The sequence below is a fragment of the Bacteroides xylanisolvens genome (assembly GCF_018289135.1).
GTDB classification, from domain to species: Bacteria; Bacteroidota; Bacteroidia; order Bacteroidales; family Bacteroidaceae; genus Bacteroides; species Bacteroides xylanisolvens.
On sequence record NZ_CP072216.1, the window covers coordinates 2,731,338 to 2,751,252 of the forward strand.

General features: G+C 43.1%; 13 protein-coding genes. 6 read left to right on the forward strand and 7 right to left on the reverse strand.

Going from position 1 to position 19,915, the window contains the following annotated elements:
- Positions 1-65: 65 nt before the first annotated feature.
- Genes rfbD through INE92_RS11765 form a run of 3 tightly spaced genes read right to left on the reverse strand, consistent with a single transcriptional unit; the run spans position 66 to position 2,143 of the window.
- Positions 66-932: a dTDP-4-dehydrorhamnose reductase gene (gene rfbD, locus INE92_RS11755; protein WP_015533027.1), complete on the reverse strand. Its 867-nt coding sequence runs from the start codon at positions 930-932 to the stop codon at positions 66-68.
- Entirely contained in the window at positions 933-1,478 is a 546-nt protein-coding gene (locus INE92_RS11760) for a DUF4924 family protein (RefSeq protein WP_015533028.1), read from the reverse strand.
- 11 nt (positions 1,479-1,489) lie between these two features.
- Positions 1,490-2,143 carry a LysE family translocator gene (locus INE92_RS11765; protein ID WP_004310295.1) on the reverse strand — a complete coding sequence of 218 codons (654 nt, stop codon included), beginning with the start codon at positions 2,141-2,143 and terminating at the stop codon, positions 1,490-1,492.
- A 258-nt stretch (positions 2,144-2,401) separates the two neighbouring features.
- On the opposite strand from INE92_RS11765, the gene purL reads away from it, so the two are divergent.
- The 4 genes from purL to INE92_RS11785 all read left to right on the forward strand — a co-directional run bounded on the left by purL (position 2,402) and on the right by INE92_RS11785 (position 11,591).
- Entirely contained in the window at positions 2,402-6,106 is a 3,705-nt protein-coding gene (purL, locus tag INE92_RS11770) for a phosphoribosylformylglycinamidine synthase (RefSeq protein WP_009040525.1), read from the forward strand.
- A gap of 268 nt (positions 6,107-6,374) precedes the next feature.
- Complete coding sequence (locus INE92_RS11775; RefSeq protein ID WP_008644839.1) at positions 6,375-10,385, forward strand: hybrid sensor histidine kinase/response regulator transcription factor; 4,011 nt, start codon at positions 6,375-6,377, stop codon at positions 10,383-10,385.
- Positions 10,382-10,924 (forward strand): chromate transporter, encoded by a 543-nt coding sequence (locus tag INE92_RS11780; RefSeq protein WP_004300957.1) that lies wholly within the window; start codon positions 10,382-10,384, stop codon positions 10,922-10,924. The genes INE92_RS11775 and INE92_RS11780 overlap by 4 nt, the downstream gene beginning before the upstream one ends.
- Before the next feature lie 118 nt (positions 10,925-11,042).
- On the forward strand, positions 11,043-11,591 hold the full coding sequence (locus INE92_RS11785; protein WP_004300958.1) for a chromate transporter: 549 nt from the start codon (positions 11,043-11,045) through the stop codon (positions 11,589-11,591).
- 111 nt (positions 11,592-11,702) lie between these two features.
- Here the strand turns inward: INE92_RS11785 and INE92_RS11790 are convergent, their stop codons facing one another.
- On the reverse strand, positions 11,703-13,289 hold the full coding sequence (locus INE92_RS11790) for a glycoside hydrolase family 10 protein (RefSeq protein WP_171035994.1): 1,587 nt from the start codon (positions 13,287-13,289) through the stop codon (positions 11,703-11,705).
- Positions 13,290-13,305: 16 nt separating this feature from the next.
- On the opposite strand from INE92_RS11790, the gene uvrA reads away from it, so the two are divergent.
- On the forward strand, positions 13,306-16,077 hold the full coding sequence (uvrA, locus tag INE92_RS11795) for an excinuclease ABC subunit UvrA (RefSeq protein ID WP_004310291.1): 2,772 nt from the start codon (positions 13,306-13,308) through the stop codon (positions 16,075-16,077).
- A gap of 96 nt (positions 16,078-16,173) precedes the next feature.
- Here the strand turns inward: uvrA and INE92_RS11800 are convergent, their stop codons facing one another.
- Genes INE92_RS11800 through INE92_RS11810 form a run of 3 tightly spaced genes read right to left on the reverse strand, consistent with a single transcriptional unit; the run spans position 16,174 to position 18,321 of the window.
- The gene (locus tag INE92_RS11800) at positions 16,174-16,659 is read right to left on the reverse strand and encodes an outer membrane beta-barrel protein (protein ID WP_004300961.1); all 486 of its coding nucleotides are present in this window, start codon (positions 16,657-16,659) and stop codon (positions 16,174-16,176) included.
- A gap of 4 nt (positions 16,660-16,663) precedes the next feature.
- Positions 16,664-16,894, reverse strand: coding sequence for a hypothetical protein (locus tag INE92_RS11805; protein ID WP_004310290.1), 231 nt, complete (start codon positions 16,892-16,894; stop codon positions 16,664-16,666).
- Complete coding sequence (locus tag INE92_RS11810; protein ID WP_004310289.1) at positions 16,891-18,321, reverse strand: carbon starvation CstA family protein; 1,431 nt, start codon at positions 18,319-18,321, stop codon at positions 16,891-16,893. Before INE92_RS11810 ends, INE92_RS11805 begins: the two co-directional genes overlap by 4 nt.
- A gap of 109 nt (positions 18,322-18,430) precedes the next feature.
- Here INE92_RS11810 and INE92_RS11815 point away from each other — a divergent pair, with 109 nt between their 5' ends.
- Positions 18,431-19,897, forward strand: coding sequence for a glycoside hydrolase family 10 protein (locus INE92_RS11815; protein WP_004310288.1), 1,467 nt, complete (start codon positions 18,431-18,433; stop codon positions 19,895-19,897).
- The last annotated feature ends 18 nt before the right edge of the window (positions 19,898-19,915 follow it).

Genomic DNA, 19,915 nt, shown 5'->3' on the forward strand with positions numbered 1-19,915 from the left:
AATGATGAATGATGAATGATGAAAGAAGAATTGTTACGCTATCTATAAAGCCGCATCGAAATTCTTCATTCTTCATTTTTCATTCCTAATTTTATCAAGCATTGTTTGAGGCTCTCCTCCCAATGAGGAATCTCTATATCGAACGTTGTTTTTATTTTTGTTTTATCAAGCACGGAATATGCCGGGCGGTTTGCTTTCGCGGGATATTCGGCTGTATGCAAAGGTTTCACTTTGCAGGTGGTTATTCCTGCCAGACGATGAATAGCTACCGTGAAATCATACCAGGAACAAACTCCCTCATTGCTGAAATGGTAGATGCCGCGGACTATACCTTTATTTATAATGGTATAGATGGCACGTGCCAGGTCATTAGCATAAGTCGGGGTTCCGATCTGGTCGAAAACAACTCCCAGACTGTCACGCTCTTTTCCAAGACGGATCATTGTCTTCACAAAATTATTGCCGAAAGTGGAATAAAGCCATGCAGTACGGATTACGACTGCTTTCTCGCAATAATTCATCACGTCATATTCTCCTTCCAGTTTGGTGGTGCCGTATACGGAGTCCGGACAAGGGTCGCAATCCTCCGTATACGGAGTGTGTGCAGTACCGTCAAAGACATAATCGGTAGATACCTGTATCATGGCGGCTCCGTTGAATTGTGCCGCACTTGCCAATTGTTTCGGTGCTTCGCAATTCAATTGATAGGCTAGTTCCGAATTATCTTCCGCTTTATCTACGGCCGTATATGCGGCACAGTTCACGACAAGCTCAATCCGCTTCTCTGCGATATAAGCCCAAACGGCTTGCTTGTCACAGATGTTAAGCTCCTCTACATCCGTGAAATAATACGTATGTTGCGGGTTCTCTTTTGCAAGCACCTGCATCTCATTGCCAAGCTGACCGTTGGCACCCGTTACCAAAATTCTCATTTATTCATCCAGTTTTAATTCACCTTTACGGTCTTTATCATAATAGTTTGCCAACATAGAAAGGAAACTAGTGATAGCTTCCACTGCCTTAGCAGTACCTTCACTGATAGGCTTTTTTTGAAGACGAAGCAGGAGCACTCCATACAACGCCTCAAAACAGGTCTCCAATTCGGGCTCGTCTTTCTTGCCGTTTTTATTCCGTAATTCTACTATAAACGGCAATGCCTTGAAATAGGCGGCACTGTAAAAAGGAAATTTAGGAGAAGAAGCCAATGCGTTATGCAATTCTGTCAGATTGATAATCACATTCTTATTAATCTGCAAATGACCTTTTTCCCGTACTCCTTCCTCACTCATCATCGTAATCAGGTTGGTATACCATTCTCTCATGGCAGGCTGCTGTTCTTCCGGATAGCGGGCAATTACATTTGCCTCCATCTCTTCCGGTTCACAATGATTGGCACGGATCAAGTCTTCCTCTTGCCACATATATATAAGGTATTCGGCAATATTCTTCTCTTTCAGTTGTTGTGCTATCTGATTCATTATGTTATCTCTTAATAAAGTGACTCTCCCAACAAAGTATAAATCAATCCGGCAACAGATACCAGCATTACGATACTTCCTACAACACGATTCAGTATCCAGATACCACGTAAATTGAATTTAGTGCGCACCTTATTCACAAAATAAGTGATACCCAACCACCAGGTCAATGCTCCTATAGCAATTGCAAGATATCCCGTGATCTCTTCAAAGACCAGCACCCCCGGCTGCACAAAGGCAAAACGGGCGAAAAGTCCGATAAACAGAAAGATTATCAAGGGATTGGAGAGAGTGACGAAAAATGCGGTAATAAAGTTATGGAAATAAGAACCTTTGCTGGAGGAAGCCGGACGAATGGACTGCACCGGGTTGCTACGAAAGGTATATATACCAAAAAGGAGTAGCATGATGCTCCCCAATAATTGCAGATAGAAAATATTCTTATTAATATAATCGAACACAAAGCTCATCCCGTAGCCGGTGAGCAAAGCGTATGCTATATCGCTCAAAGAGGCTCCCAGACCTGTTACAAATCCATACCAACGCCCCTTATTCAAAGTCCTCTGGATGCATAATACGCCCACCGGACCGAGGGGTGCGGACACAACAACGCCAATAATAAAGCCTTTCACTAATATATCGAATATTGTCTCTATCTGAATCATGTCGCAAATATCGCACTTTTTTGTGATATGGGGATAGTATATTAACGTTTTTTCCACACAAGAATCACTATATATAGCGATAATAAGTAAAACGTACATCGAAAATAAACATATTAAATAAGGTATAGGAATTTATTCTCTATTTTTTTCCTACCACCAACGAAATTGATTATCTTTGCGCCACAGAAAAAGAGAAGAGTTTCTCCTGCAGGAACTTCAATCGTAAAATCGTAAATCGTAAAATCGTAAATATACAACATGATTCTTTTTTTCAGAACCCCTTCCAAGAGCGTGATTGCCGTAGAGAGCAACCATCAGCTCACCCCTGACGAAAGTAATAAACTCTGCTGGCTTTTTGGCGAAGCCGTGATGGAAAGTGAAGAAAACCTGAAAGGCTGTTTCGTTGGCCCACGCCGCGAAATGATCACTCCCTGGAGTACAAACGCAGTAGAAATCACCCAAAACATGGGGCTCGAAGGCATAAGCCGCATCGAGGAGTACTTCCCTGTTAAGGACGAAAATGCCGATTACGACCCGATGCTCCAACGCATGTACAAAGGACTCGACCAAAACGTATTCACGACAAACCGTCAGCCGGAACCAATCATCTACATTGAAGATCTCGAAGTGTACAACGAAAAAGAAGGTTTGGCTCTTTCCAAAGAAGAAATGGACTACCTGAAGAAAGTAGAAAAGGACCTCGGACGGAAGCTGACCGACTCTGAAGTATTCGGTTTCGCACAAATCAACTCCGAACACTGCCGCCACAAAATTTTCGGCGGAACGTTTATCATCGACGGCGTAGAGCAGGAATCTTCCCTGTTCCAGATGATTAAAAAGACTACACAGGAAAATCCGAATAAAATAATCTCTGCTTATAAAGATAACGTAGCCTTCGCTGAAGGTCCGGTTGTGGAACAATTTGCTCCGGCAGATCATTCAAAACCTGATTTCTTCCAAGTAAAGGACATCAAGAGTGTTATCTCACTGAAAGCGGAAACTCATAACTTCCCTACTACTGTTGAGCCATTCAATGGTGCTTCTACCGGTACCGGCGGTGAAATCCGCGACCGTATGGGTGGTGGTAAAGGTTCATGGCCGATTGCAGGTACTGCAGTCTACATGACTTCTTATCCACGCACAGAAGAAGGACGCGAATGGGAAGAGATTCTTCCGGTACGCAAATGGCTATACCAGACTCCGGAACAGATTCTAATCAAAGCATCCAATGGTGCTTCCGACTTCGGTAACAAGTTCGGCCAACCGCTGATCTGCGGTTCGGTACTGACTTTCGAACATACAGAAAACAAAGAAGTTTATGGTTACGACAAAGTAATCATGCTTGCCGGTGGTGTTGGTTACGGTACACAACGCGACTGCCTGAAAGGCACACCGGAAGCTGGAAACAAAGTAGTGGTTATCGGTGGTGACAACTACCGTATCGGACTGGGTGGCGGTTCCGTATCTTCTGTTGATACCGGTCGTTACAGCAGTGGCATCGAGTTGAATGCCGTGCAACGTGCCAACGCAGAAATGCAAAAACGTGCCAATAACGTAGTACGCGCTCTTTGTGAAGAAGAGGTGAATCCGGTGGTTTCTATCCATGACCACGGATCTGCCGGACACGTAAACTGTCTGTCCGAACTCGTGGAAGAATGTGGTGGTTTGATCGATATGAGCAAGTTGCCTATCGGTGACAAGACTTTGTCTGCCAAAGAAATCATCGCTAACGAAAGTCAGGAACGTATGGGTCTGCTGATTAAAGAAGAGGCTATTGAACATGTACGTAAGATTGCCGAACGCGAACGCGCTCCAATGTACGTAGTCGGTGAAACAACCGGTGATCATCGTTTCGCTTTCCAACAGGCTGACGGTGTACGTCCGTTCGACCTTGCCGTAGAACAGATGTTCGGTTCTTCTCCCAAAACCTATATGGTAGACAAGACCGTAGAACGTCATTATGAAATGCCGAAATACGAATTGTCTAAACTACATGAATATCTGACGAATGTATTGCAGCTTGAAGCTGTAGCCTGCAAAGACTGGTTGACAAACAAGGTAGACCGTTCGGTAACAGGCAAAGTGGCTCGTCAGCAATGTCAGGGTGAACTTCAGTTGCCGTTGAGCGACTGCGGTGTCGTAGCACTCGACTACCGTGGCGAGAAAGGTATCGCTACCTCTATCGGACATGCTCCGCAAGCAGCATTGGCTGATCCGGCTGCCGGCTCTATTCTTTCTGTATCTGAAGCGCTGACCAATCTTGTTTGGGCTCCAATGGCGGAAGGTATGGATAGCATTTCACTGTCTGCCAACTGGATGTGGCCTTGCCGCTCTCAAGAAGGTGAAGATGCCCGTCTTTACACAGCTGTAAAAGCTTTAAGCGATTTCTGTTGCGCGCTGCAGATCAATGTTCCTACCGGAAAAGACTCTCTATCTATGACACAGAAGTATCCGAACGGCGAGAAAGTGATTTCTCCGGGAACTGTGATTGTTTCTGCCGGTGGTGAAGTTTCCGACGTGAAGAAAGTGGTATCTCCGGTATTGGTTAACAATGAAAAGACTACGCTTTATCATATTGACTTCAGCTTCGATGAACTGAAACTGGGTGGTTCGGCTTTTGCACAATCTCTGGGTAAAGTTGGTGACGAAGTACCTTGCGTACAAGATGCCGAATATTTCCGTGATGCTTTCCTTGCCGTACAGGAACTTGTCAACAAAGGATTGATTCTTGCAGGACACGATATCTCTGCCGGTGGTTTGATCACTACATTGCTCGAAATGTGCTTCTCTAATGTAGAAGGCGGTATGGAAATCAGCCTCGACAAGATGAAAGAACAGGATATCGTTAAGATTCTGTTTGCTGAAAATCCGGGTATCGTTATCCAGATCAGCGACAAGCATAAGGATGAAGTGAAGAAGATTCTGGAAGATGCAGGCGTAGGCTATATAAAGCTGGGTAAACCGACTGACGAACGCCACATTTTGGTATCTAAAGACGGTGCTACTTACCAGTTTGGTATCGATTATATGCGTGACGTATGGTATTCTTCTTCTTACCTGCTCGACCGCAAACAATCTATGAACGGTTGCGCAAAAGCACGTTTTGAAAACTATAAGATGCAACCTGTTGAATTCGCTTTCATGCCGGAATTCAAAGGTAAGCTTTCTCAATACGGTATCACTCCGGATCGTCGTACCCCAAGCGGTATCCGTGCGGCTATCATCCGTGAGAAGGGTACAAACGGTGAGCGCGAAATGGCTTACTCACTCTATTTGGCAGGTTTCGACGTAAAAGACGTTACAATGACCGACCTCATCAGCGGACGCGAAACACTGGAAGACGTAAACATGATCGTTTACTGCGGTGGTTTCTCTAACTCCGATGTACTGGGTTCTGCTAAAGGATGGGCAGGCGCATTCCTGTTCAACCCGAAAGCTAAAGAAGCATTGGATAAATTTTATGCACGCGAAGATACATTGTCATTGGGTGTCTGCAACGGTTGCCAGCTGATGATGGAACTCAATCTTATCAACCCGGAACTGAAGAAGAAAGGAAAAATGCTACATAACAATTCACACAAATTCGAATCACGCTTCCTTGGTCTTACTATCCCGACTAACCGCAGTGTGATGTTCGGCTCTTTAAGTGGAAGCAAACTGGGTATCTGGGTAGCTCACGGAGAAGGAAAATTCTCTTTGCCATATGACGAAGATAAATATAATGTAGTAGCGAAGTATAGCTATGATGAATATCCGGGCAATCCGAACGGTTCCGATTATTCTATCGCAGCACTGGCCAGCGCAGACGGACGCCACTTGGCTATCATGCCTCACTTGGAACGTTCCATCTTCCCATGGCAGAACGGTTGCTATCCGGCCGACCGCAAGAACAGCGATCAGGTTACTCCATGGATAGAAGCGTTTGTCAATGCCCGCAAGTGGGTGGAAGCGAAAATGAAATAAATCATTTCCATATTTTACAGAGGCTGGTACTTTAAATAGTGCCAGCCTCTTATTTTACGGAACTTTCCATTCTACCGGAAGACTTCTGATAGATACCAAAATACCGAAAACAAACAGTATATACAAATAGTTATAAAATAGTCTATTTTCTTCATTTTTGGAGCGCTGTTATCTTTCATCAAAATTTTGTAATATCAAAAAATCTTCTTAATTTTGTCAAACTTTCCCCCTCATAAAAGATTCAATAACCCTTAAAAGTCCTATTTGTATGAAAAAATGGCTTTTTCTAATCTTATTGTTTCCTCTAATTTGTGTCGCGCAGACGTATCGATATCTCGGAGTGGAGGATGGGTTAAGTAACCGGCGGGTTTACTGCATTCAAAAAGATAAAACCGGATACATGTGGTTCCTCACGCACGAAGGTATTGATCGATACAATGGAAAAGAGTTTAAACGATATAAGTTAATGGATGGTGACGCAGAAGTGAACTCTCTGTTAAATCTAAACTGGCTTTATATTGATCAGGAAGGAGTCTTATGGGAAATCGGGAAAAAAGGAAAAGTATTCCGGTATGACCAGATTCACGACTGCTTCAGTCTTGTATATAAATTACCGATGGAAAGTTTCAGCGAACAGCCGGACCCGGTCACTTATGCCTGGCTCGACCAGAACAAACACATCTGGCTATGCAATAAAGATACTATCTTTCTCTATAATACGGACACCAAACAAGTCACCCATATAAAGAATGATATAAGTGAAGAAATCACTGATATTGAACAAATAGACGAATCGCATTTCTTCATCGGTACGGAAATGGGGATTCATTATGCCCAATTAGAAAACAACGCATTGAAACTTATCAATTGCGATAAGTTGGAGAGCGTGAAAGCCCAAGTAAGCGATTTACACTTCGACAAAAAGATTCGGAAACTATTCATCGGCACTTTCTTGCGGGGAATTATGGTTTATGATATGAATACCAAATCCGTCATACGACCGGATTATAACCTGAAAGATATCAGTATCACACGGTTCAAGCCGCTAAATGACAAAGAGTTATTAATAGCTACCGATGGCGGAGGAGTACACAAAATAAATATGGATACTTATCAAATAGTACCCGAAATTGTGGCTGATTATAACAGTAATTGTGGCATGAACGGTAACAGTATCAATGACATTTTTGTGGATGATGAAGAACGGATATGGCTGGCTAATTATCCCATCGGAATCACGATACAAAACAACCGTTATACGAGCTACAAATGGATTAAGCACTCCATCGGTAACAAACAGTCTTTAATCAACGATCAAGTAAATGCCATTATTGAAGACAGAGAGGGAGATTTATGGTTTGCAACGAACAATGGCATCAGTTTTTTTAATTCAAAGACCGGACAATGGCGATCGGTGCTTAGTGCTTTTGAAGAGTCGCAAGGTAATAAAAGCCATATCTTTCTTACTATATGCGAAGTGGCTCCCGGAATTATCTGGGCAGGCGGGTACTCTTCCGGTGCTTACCAGATAGATAAGAAAACGTTCAGTGTCAGCTATTTCATGCCGCCTTTGTACACTCATACAAACAAGCGACCGGATAAATATATACGTGATATTCGTACAGATATGCAGGGTTATATCTGGTCGGGAGGATTCTACAACCTCAAGCGTATTAATCTGAAGACGCAGGAAGTACGGTTTTATGATGGATTAAATTCCATTACCGCCATCGTTGAGAAAGATGAAAAAAGTATGTGGATCGGTAGTGCCACCGGCCTATGTCTTTTAGATAAAGAATCCGGAAAATTCGAGCGCATAAAACTTCCGGTAGAGTCGAACTATATCTATTCCCTGTACCAAGCAAAAAACGGTTCATTGTATATAGGTACCAGCGGGTCGGGACTATTGATTTACGATATTAATAAAAAACTGTTCACTCATTACCACACGGAAAACTGTGCTTTGATATCCAATAATATCTATACCATATTATCGGATGCGGACAAAGATATAATCATGAGTACAGAAAGCGGATTGACAAGTTTTTATCCCAATGAGAAAAAATTCTATAACTGGACCAAAGATATGGGATTGATGACCACCCATTTCAATGCGCTATCAGGTACGTTACGGAAAAACAATAAATTCATTTTAGGCAGTTCTGACGGAGCAGTGGAATTTGACAAGGATATGAAATTGCCCAGAAGTTATTCTTCTAAAATGATTTTCAGCGATTTCAAGCTTTTTTATCAAACAATCTATCCGGGTGATGAGGATTCTCCGTTGAAAGCAAGCATCAATGATACAAAGGTACTAAAGTTAAAATACAATCAAAACAGATTCTCTTTGCAGGTTTCTTCCATCAACTATGACTATCCTTCCAATATTCTTTACTCTTGGAGGCTAGAAGGTTTCTATGATAAATGGAGCAAACCCGGAACAGAGAACACGATTCGTTACACCAATCTTGCCCCGGGCAAATATACGCTAAGGGTACGTGCCATCTCCAATGAAGACAAACGCATCATGCTTGAAGAAAGAAGTATGGATATTATCATAGCCCAACCTTTCTGGCTGACATTCTGGGCCATGCTGGTTTATACAGCTATCCTTTGTCTCATTGCCATCGTCCTATTGCGTATACTGATTTTGAGGAAGCAACGCAAAGTCTCCGATGAGAAAATACACTTCTTTATCAATACGGCACATGATATCCGTACCCCATTGACGCTTATCAAAGCACCTTTGGAAGAACTACGCGAGAAAGAGGAGTTGAGTAAAGAAGGTATTTCGAACATGAATACGGCATTACGAAACGTAAATGCCCTATTACGTCTTACCACCAATCTTATCAACTTTGAAAGAGCGGACGTATATTCTTCCGAATTATATATTTCAGAGCATGAGCTAAACACGTTTATGAATGAAATATTCAACGCGTTCCAGCAGTACGCCAACATCAAACATATCAACTTCACTTATGAAAGTAATTTCAGGTATATGAACGTATGGTTTGATAAAGAAAAGATGGAATCTATCTTTAAGAACATCATTTCGAACGCACTGAAATATACTCCGGAAAATGGAAATGTACAGGTTTTCGTTTCAGAAACATCTGACTCATGGAGCGTGGAAGTCAGAGACACAGGAATCGGCATCCCGGCCAATGAACAAAAGAAATTGTTCAAACTTCATTTCCGTGGCAGCAATGCTATTAATTCCAAAGTAACAGGAAGTGGTATCGGACTGATGCTTGTATGGAAGCTAGTCCGCCTGCATAAAGGAAAGATTAATCTGTCAAGCATCGAAAACCAGGGATCGGTTATCAAAATAACATTCCCTAAAGACAGCAAGCGCTTCCGGAAAGCACATCTGGCAACTCCGAGCAAACAGCGTATAGAAAATACGATTGATAACGTTCCGCCTCCATCACCTGAAATTTACGAAAATGCACAAAAGAAAGAGAACATTAATCATCGTCGCATCTTGATTGTGGAAGATAATGATGAGTTGCGCAACTATCTGTCGCAAACGTTATCCGAGGAGTATTTCGTACAGGTTTGCTCCAATGGAAAAGAAGCATTGACGATTATTCCCGAGTACAAACCAGAGCTGGTTATTTCAGACATTATGATGCCTGAAATGCGGGGGGATGAATTATGCCAAGCTATCAAGAATAATATCGAAACCTCCCACATTCCTGTTATCCTGCTGACTGCTTTGAATAATGAGAAAGATATTCTCTCGGGACTTCAGATTGGTGCGGATGAATACGTTGTGAAGCCATTCAATATTGGTATATTGAAAGCTAATGTTGCCAATCTGCTGGCTAACCGTGCACTATTGCGCAGCAAATTCGCAAATTTAGATCTGAATGATGAGGAAAATGATGAAGACTGCATCAACTGTTCGCAAGACATTGACTGGAAATTCATAGCAAACGTCAAAAAGAACGTGGAAGATAACATTGACAATCCTGCTCTCACGGTAGATGTATTATGCAGCCTGATGGGAATGAGTCGCACAAGTTTTTACAATAAATTAAGGGCATTAACCGATCAGGCACCGGGAGATTATATCCGGCTGATTCGTCTGAAACGTGCCGTACAATTACTAAAAGAAGACACACATAGCATAACAGAAATTGCAGAAATGACGGGATTCAGTGACGCCAAGTACTTCCGCGAAGTATTTAAGAAGCATTATAATGTAAGTCCCAGTCAATATGGCAAAGAGAAAAAAGCAGTTAGTAAGGAAGGAGGAGAAAAGAAAGAATGAACATTTATCTCGAAGCATTTGGAATCTTTTTTAAAATAGGCGCCTTTACTATTGGAGGAGGATATGCAATGGTGCCACTGATTGAAAATGAAATTGTCACCAAACGGAAATGGATTGCGCAGGAAGATTTTATCGATCTGCTGGCTATCTCCCAATCCGCACCGGGAATTTTGGCAGTCAATATTTCTATCTTTATAGGATATAAGCTGCGTGGAATCCGGGGAAGTATTATCACAGCATTGGGAACAATTTTGCCGTCTTTCATTATTATATTGGCTATCGCCCTGTTCTTTCATAGTTTCAAAGACAATCCGATAGTGGAACGTATTTTTAAAGGAATTCGCCCGGCAGTGGTGGCACTCATCGCGGCGCCGACCTTTACCATGGGACGATCCGCAAAAATCAACCGCTACAATCTGTGGATTCCTGTTGTCTCGGCAATATTAATCTGGCTGTTGGGCTTCTCCCCTATCTGGATTATTATTGCGGCCGGTGTAGGAGGTTTCCTGTGGGGGAAATTTAGAAAAGTTGAGAGTTGAGAATGGAGAGTTGAGAAGGCGCGGATTAACGCTGTTGTTTTACAGATTCATAATTCTAAAAGCCGGGAAATCCGTGTAATCCATGCCTAAAATTATTATATAATAAATTATTAATCACATGATTTACCTACAGTTATTCTATACATTTTTCAAGATCGGGCTCTTTGGCTTCGGTGGCGGTTATGCCATGCTTTCCATGATTCAAGGCGAAGTGGTAACCCGCTATGGATGGGTGAGTTCGCAGGAGTTCACGGATATTGTCGCAATCAGCCAAATGACTCCAGGACCTATTGGTATCAACGCAGCTACTTATGTAGGGTTTACTTCTACGGGTAGCGTATGGGGTTCCATCATTGCTACCTTTGCCGTAGTCCTTCCCTCTTTCATCTTGATGTTGACCATCAGTAAATTCTTCCTAAAATACCAGAAACATCCGATAGTAGAATCTATTTTTAATGGATTACGCCCGGCAGTAGTCGGATTACTCGCCTCCGCCGCGTTGGTATTAATGAACGCAGAAAACTTCGGTTCGCCTACGGAAGATACTTATTCATTCGTTATCAGTATCATTATCTTTCTGATTGCATTCATCGGAACAAGAAAATATAAAGCCAATCCGATATTAATGATTATCGCCTGTGGTATTGCAGGTTTGCTGCTCTATTAATAACGAGCGGCTGAACAGTAAACAAAAAAACAGTAAACAAAAAAACGGTGAATAAACTGCGTTATCATTCAGCAGAGTGTTCACCGTTTTATCGTTGTTTATTCTATACCTTTACAGTTTTAACTTCTTACTTACGGATTTCGATTCATTATGTAAACGATCTAAAGCTGTCACTACATAACGGCATTTTGTTTTTCCTGTTTCATAAGGAAGTCTATAGAATGGATTGCGCGTGATAGCTACAATATGAGAAGGATCGTCCAAATTCACCTTTTCTTTACTGTCAAAACGATAGACTACATATTGAACTGCCTTATCCATCTCTGTATCAGCTTTCGGAGCTGTCCAAAAAAGGATATAGCCATCTTCCGTCCATACCTTTTTCATTTTACGTACCTTGCCCGGAGCTTTATCATCCATAAAATCAAAGACTGGAATCAAAGCAGGATATTTATGATATTCACTGATTAAAGCATCGCGATATCTACCCTGGTTCTCAACAACAGCTGCTGCATACCATTGACAGCTACCTCCGATTGTTTGGTAAGCACGTTGCAAAGCCATCTTGCGGGGAAGCTGATTGATAGAAGAATTCTGCGGATCGGCAAACTGAACTGTCTTTGGCACCGACTGACCAATGAACAACGGCCGGTTTTCCGAATGAGTAGCCCACCATTTCACCAGTGTCTCATAGTCGGCAGCTTTGTGGCCAATCTCCCAGTAAATTTGCGGAATATTATAATCAATCCATCCTTCACGTGCCCAAAGGAGTACATCGGCATAAAGATCATCATAGTTCTGCAAACCATTGGTGTTGCTTCCCAATGGATCGCTCTTCTGATTACGATAAATACCGAACGGACTGATACCAAACTTCACCCAAGGCTTGATGCCACGAATCGTTTCGTGAAGCTTCTTTATCAACACATTCACATTACTACGACGCCAATCTGCCTTATTGGTGAAACCTCCACCATAACGGGCGAAACTTGCATCATCCGGAAAATCCAATCCATTAACCGGATAAGGATAGAAATAATCATCCATGTGAATAGCATCTACATCATAACGAGACACAATATCGGTCACAATTTTACAGATATGCTCCCGGCTTTCGGGAAGTGCCGGATCGAAATATAGCTGATCGCCATAAGTAACAAACCATTCCGGATGCTGGTGATAAATATGCTCCGGCGCCAACTTATTTTTTAATGAGGTCTTCACACGGTAAGGATTGATCCAGGCATGAAACTCCATATTCCGTTTCTGACATTCTTCAATCATAAACTGCATCGGATCCCACATAGGAGAAGGCATCTGACCTTGCGTTCCTGTCAGAAAACGACTCCACGGTTCATGCTGGGAAGCATATAATGCATCCGCTTCAGGGCGTACCTGAAAGATGATTGCGTTAATACCAGCTTCCTGAAGAGAGTTCAACTGACTAATCAATATTTGTTTCAGCCTCTCTGTGGGAATGCCACGAAACTGACCGTTAACAGCTTGTATCCACGCTCCACGGAATTCACGTTTAGGATATTTATTGCCTGATGGCACCTGTGCCCTCACTCCTACCACCAGAAGAAGAGCTAAAAGTAAAAGATAGTTTTTCAGCTTCATAATATTCTTAAATCGTAATAATGTGACGCAAAGATAATACAAACTCCCGATAAATTCGCTAACTTTGCCGACTACCATAAAAAAGGAGTATTTTATGTCAGAAAACAACTATATTTCGATCAAAGGCGCACGCGTCAACAACCTAAAAAACATCGATGTAGATATTCCCCGCAACAAGCTTGTTGTCATCACCGGATTATCGGGTTCGGGAAAATCATCTCTTGCTTTTGATACGCTCTACGCAGAAGGACAACGCCGCTACGTGGAAAGTTTAAGCAGCTATGCGCGCCAGTTCCTGGGGCGAATGAGCAAACCGGAATGTGACTTTATCAAAGGGATTCCTCCCGCCATTGCTATCGAACAAAAAGTGAACAGCCGCAATCCCCGTTCTACTGTGGGCACCTCGACTGAAATTTACGAATATCTACGCCTGTTATATTCACGGGTAGGGAAAACGTATAGCCCCATCAGCGGACAAGAAGTAAAGAAGCACTCTACAGAAGACATTGTCAACTGCATGCTCTCATACCCGGAAGGTACAAGATATACGGTACTGACACCCATCCGCCTGCGTGAAGACCGCACCTTGCAACAGCAACTGGAGATAGACCTGAAACAAGGGTTCAACCGTATCGAAGTGAACGGTGAGATGAAGCGTATTGATGAATATACGCCTGTGGCAGGTGATGAAGTATATCTACTGGTGGACCGTATGGCTGTTGCCAACAGCAAAGACGCCATCAGCCGGCTGACTGATTCTGCCGAAACAGCCATGTATGAAGGCGACGGAACCTGTATGCTGCGTTTTTTTCTATCGGATGGAACTACGAAACTTCATACTTTCAGCACTAAATTCGAAGCGGACGGCATCATCTTTGAAGAACCGAACGACCAGATGTTTTCATTCAACTCGCCTATCGGCGCTTGTCCGGCGTGCGAAGGATTCGGCAAAGTAATCGGCATCGACGAGCACTTAGTCGTTCCGGATCGTTCATTATCGGTGCATGAAGGAGCTATCGTATGCTGGCGTGGCGAAAAGATGGGTGAATGGAAAGAAGAATTAATTCATAATGCGGAGAAATTCGACTTCCCCATTTTCACTCCTTATTATGAGTTGACAGACGCGCAACGCAGGTTACTTTGGGAGGGCAACCAATATTTCCACGGCATCAATGATTTTTTCAAGATGCTGGAAGAGAATCAATATAAGATACAATACCGGGTGATGCTGGCGCGTTACCGGGGAAAGACGCTTTGCCCGAAATGCCACGGCACCCGCCTGAAACCGGAAGCCGGATATGTACGAGTGGGTGGAAAAAACATTTCCGAACTGGTAGATTTGCCTATCACAGAGCTGAAGGAATTCTTCGATCATTTGGAACTGGACGAACACGACAACAACGTATCCCGACGTATCCTGGTTGAAATAAATAGCCGGATTCGTTTTCTAATTGATGTAGGTTTGGGCTATCTGACTTTGAACCGGCTTAGTAATTCCTTATCGGGTGGAGAGAGCCAGCGTATCAATCTGGCAACCTCGCTGGGAAGTAGCCTTGTAGGTAGTCTTTATATTCTCGATGAACCAAGTATCGGACTGCATAGCCGTGACACAGACCGTCTGCTCCATGTGTTGCGTCAACTGCAACAATTAGGAAATACGGTAGTGGTGGTAGAGCACGATGAAGAAATTATCCGTGCAGCCGATTACATTATCGACATAGGTCCCAATGCCGGACGCCTAGGTGGAGAAGTTGTCTACCAGGGAGATATGAAGGATTTAAAGAAGGGAAGCAACAGTTATACGGTACGTTATCTTTTAGGAGAAGATGAAATACCCGTTCCGAAGCATCGCCGGCCATGGAATAACTATATAGAATTGAAAGGCGCACGTGAGAATAATCTGAAAGGAGTAAACGTACGTATCCCTCTCAATGTAATGACAGTTGTTACGGGTGTTTCCGGTTCCGGGAAGAGTACATTGGTAAGAGATATTTTCTTCCGGGCATTGAAACGTGAATTAGACGAATGTAGTGACCGACCGGGAGAATTCACTTCAATCGGAGGAAGTTTGCGTGACCTGCGGAATGTAGAATTTGTAGACCAGAACCCGATTGGCAAATCATCGCGCTCAAATCCGGTGACTTACATCAAGGCTTACGACGAAATCCGCAAACTATGGTCCGAACAGCCTTTGGCGAAACAAATGGGATATACCCCCGGATTCTTCAGTTTCAATAGCGAAGGCGGACGTTGCGAAGAGTGTAAAGGAGAAGGAACCATTACTGTAGAAATGCAATTTATGGCAGACTTGGTGTTGGAGTGTGAATCTTGTCACGGAAAACGTTTCAAATCCGACACGCTGGAAGTGAAATTCAACGATAAAAGCATCTACGATGTATTGGAGATGACCGTCAACCAAGCGATTGAGTTCTTCAACGAACATGGACAGAAGAAAATTGTGAAGAAGTTACTTCCTTTGCAGGACGTAGGACTGGGATATATCAAATTAGGACAGGCTTCTTCTACCCTTTCCGGTGGTGAAAACCAACGTGTCAAACTCGCATTTTATTTAAGTCAGGAGAAAGCTGACCCAACGATGTTTATCTTTGACGAACCGACTACAGGATTACACTTTCATGATATCCGCAAACTGCTGGATGCTTTCGACGCATTGATTCGCCGGGGACACAGCATCGTTATCATCGAGCATAACATGGACGTCATCAAATGTGCCGATTATGTAATCGATCTCGGACCGGAAGGTGGAGATAAGGGTGGAAATATCGTAGCAGTGGGTACCCCGGAAGAAGTTGCTGCCTGCGGAGCAAGCTATACAGGGCAGTTTCTGAAAGAAAAACTAGGATAAGCAATCGTCAAAACTATAATAATACATCTATGTAATTAAGCCCTTGCAGAAGTTCTATATCTGCAGGGCTTAATATATGAAAAAAATCAATCTCTCTTACAAGTAGAAACCGAATCCAATCTTCACACCGAAACGCGACATATCTCCATCATTGAAACGCCATTTATAATAAACGGCAGGTTCAATGGTCACCGTACGCGAAAGGAAGTAAGCGTATCCGGCTTCGATGCCCAGTCCCCAGTCTGTCTGATGTTTTCCACCACTCCAACGGAAGCGGTTCCAGTCGAGTCCGCCACCCAGATAGATACCAGTTTTATTGAAGTAGAAACGTACTCCTGTACCCAGTGTATACTCATCTACTGGTTTCGACCAGTCGGCTCCAGCATTTACCATCAAGGCAATACCCTCGGCAAAAAATGTACCGACCTGTGCACCAACTCCAAACTTTGCTTTATCGTTTTTACTATACGAAAAGTCCAACCCCGACAATGAAGGATTAATAATCGTAGTTCCTTTCTCAAATTGCGCTTGTGCAGTAAAAGAGACTGCCAATAAGCAAAGAGCCAAAGCTAATTTCTTCATAAACTTACTTTTTTAAGTGAATATATTGTTCGTCTTTTTTGCGGCGTTCACGCATTTGTTCCTTTTTCCGAAGCACCAGCCAAAGAAGGAGGACGATGACATAAGAAACTGCCACCGTAATTATTTTCTCTGTCAGGCTGACTTCCGTATTACGAGGCAACAAATAAGCCGCTGTTACAGATACATAAATAAGGAATGCAAGCGCCACTCCTGTTGATTTTCTTATTTTCTTCATTCTGATAATTTTCTTGTTTTTTGCTTATTTATCCAGATATAGAACCAAACAGTCGCAACCATTACACACGCTATACCAACGCCATAGGAGACTGTATGCGAGAGTCCTAATCCTTCAGGAGCAATACATATATAAGTAGAACATACACATGTCATAAACAGTGCCGGTACCAAAGTAATGATATAAGGTTTCTTGGATACCGCCAGAAAAACTGTTATAGCCCACAAGGTAAACACAGCCAATGTCTGATTTGCCCAGGCAAAATAACGCCATATCATATTAAATCCGTTTGCATCACGCAAACTATACAAAAGCAAACCAATAGCTAGTACAAACATCGGAATACAAATGTACAAACGACGGCGCATACTTTTTTGTTCCATCCCCAGGAAGTCTGCCACAATCAGACGTGCCGAACGGAAAGCCGTATCACCCGAAGTTATCGGAGCGGCAATCACCCCCAAAATAGCGAGTACTCCGCCGATTGCCCCTAACCATTCTTTTGTGATGGCATCAACGATAACAGAAGCATTGCTTTCTTCCATTCCGTTTTCATGGAAAAAATAAGTAGCGGCAGCAGCCCAAATAAGAGCAACAATGCCCTCGGTAATCATTGCACCGTAAAATACCGGACGTCCATGCCGTTCCGAAGTCATACAACGGGCCATCAATGGGCTTTGCGTAGCATGGAAACCTGAAATGGCACCACAAGCAATACTCACAAACATAATCGGGAAGATAGGAAGTTCGCTCGCTTCCGGGTTCGTATTTTGCAATCCGTCCCATAACTCCGGCAAAGCCGGATGGTTAACATAGAGCATCACCAAAATGCCTACTGCCATAAACAACAAGGCAACCGCAAACAATGGGTAGATTTTACCTATTATTTTATCAACAGGCAGCAAAGTAGCCAGAATATAATATGCAAATACAACGATAATCCAAAACGTAGCATCCAAACTTTCCGGAGTGAGTTTTGCCAACAATCCGGCAGGACCTGCAACGAAAACTGACCCCACCAGAATCATTAAAATGACAGTAAATCCTCTCATCACCTGCTTGGTAGTCAGTCCCAAATAACGACCTATAATTTCCGGCAGGCTTTCACCTCCATTACGCAAAGAAAGCATTCCGGCAAAATAATCATGCACTGCCCCCGCAAAAATACTTCCCAGCACAATCCACAAGTATGAAGAGCTACCAAATTTCGCTCCCATGATTGCTCCGAAAATAGGACCTAATCCGGCAATATTGAGAAATTGAATCATGAAAATCTTCCAGGTGGGCAATGGAATATAGTCCACTCCATCCGCCTTGGTAAGAGCCGGTGTTTTACGGTCGTCAGGACCAAAGACGCGTTCCATCAGGCGTCCATACGTAAAATAGCCTACTATCAACGCCAGCAGGCATAGAGTAAATGTAATCATAGCGTGTCGTTTTTTTAACTTGGCAAATGTAACATAATCTCACGAAACAGCCCAACAATACCGACACTTTTACTAACTTTGCAGGGATTTAAAACAAAAAATAAAGAATATGCACTATACTATTTTCATTCTTTCACTTTTGTATCCTTTCCTCTCAATTGTTGCGCAACCCAAGCACGAAGTTCGTGCCGCATGGGTGACAGCGGTGTACGGACTGGATTGGCCTCGCACACGTGCGACAAACCCTCAAACAATCCGCAAGCAGAAAGAAGAGTTAATAGATATTCTTGATAAGTTAAAGGCTGCCAACTTCAACACTGTCCTATTTCAAACCCGTACTCGTGGAGATGTATTATATCCTTCGGCAATCGAACCTTTCAATTCGATCCTGACCGGAAAGCCAGGAGGAAATCCGGGATATGATCCACTGGCTTTTGCCGTTGAAGAATGTCATAAGCGAGGGATGGAATGTCATGCCTGGATGGTAACTATCCCACTAGGGAATAAGAAGCATGTTGCTTCGCTCGGCAGTCAGTCTGTCACCAAGCGGATGAAAGAAATATGCGTTCCTTACAAGTGCGAATATTTCCTCAATCCGGGACATCCGGCAACGAAGGAGTATTTGATGAAACTGGTGCGGGAAGTCGTTAGCGGTTATGATGTGGACGGAGTGCATTTCGACTATCTGCGTTATCCGGAGAATGCTCCTCTTTTTCCTGATAAATATGATTTCCGACGATACAATAAAGGACGCACACTGAATCAGTGGCGCCGGGATAATATCTCCGAAATTGTACGTTATATATATAAAGGTATAAAAGCTATGAAACCTTGGGTGAAAGTTAGTACCTGCCCGGTAGGTAAATACCGTGATACTTCTCGTTACCCCTCCCGGGGATGGAATGCTTTCTTTACCGTTTATCAGGACCCGCAAGGTTGGATGGGAGAAGGTATTATGGATCAAATTTATCCGATGATGTATTTCCAGGGAAACAATTTCTACCCTTTCGCCCTCGACTGGCAGGAACAGAGCAACGGACGGCAGGTGATTCCGGGACTCGGCATTTATTTTCTCCATCCCGATGAAGGTAAATGGACACGCGACGAAATAGATCGTCAGATGAACTTTATCCGCAAGCAGAAAATGGCGGGTGAAGGGCATTACCGGGTGAAATACCTGATGGAGAACACGCAGGGGATTTATGATGAATTATCCGAGAATTTTTATGCATACCCTGCTTTACAGCCTCCGATGCCATGGTTAGATAATGTTGCGCCAACTGCTCCTTCTGTACTGAAAGTTACTCACATTGATAATGGATATACGGAATTAACCTGGCAGGCTGCTACTGATAACGATCAGCGCAACAAGCCCATGTATGTTATTTATGCTTCTAATGATTATCCGGTAGATATCAACCGACCAGAAAATATCGTTGCACAAAATATTCGAGAGACGAGTTACGTATATGCCCCTATCCTGCCTTGGAATGCAAAAAAGCACTTCGCAGTGACGGCTATTGACCGCTATGGAAATGAAAGTACAGCGACACAGGAGCAAACGGTCCAGCAGTAAACCAAGTATTTAGAATCG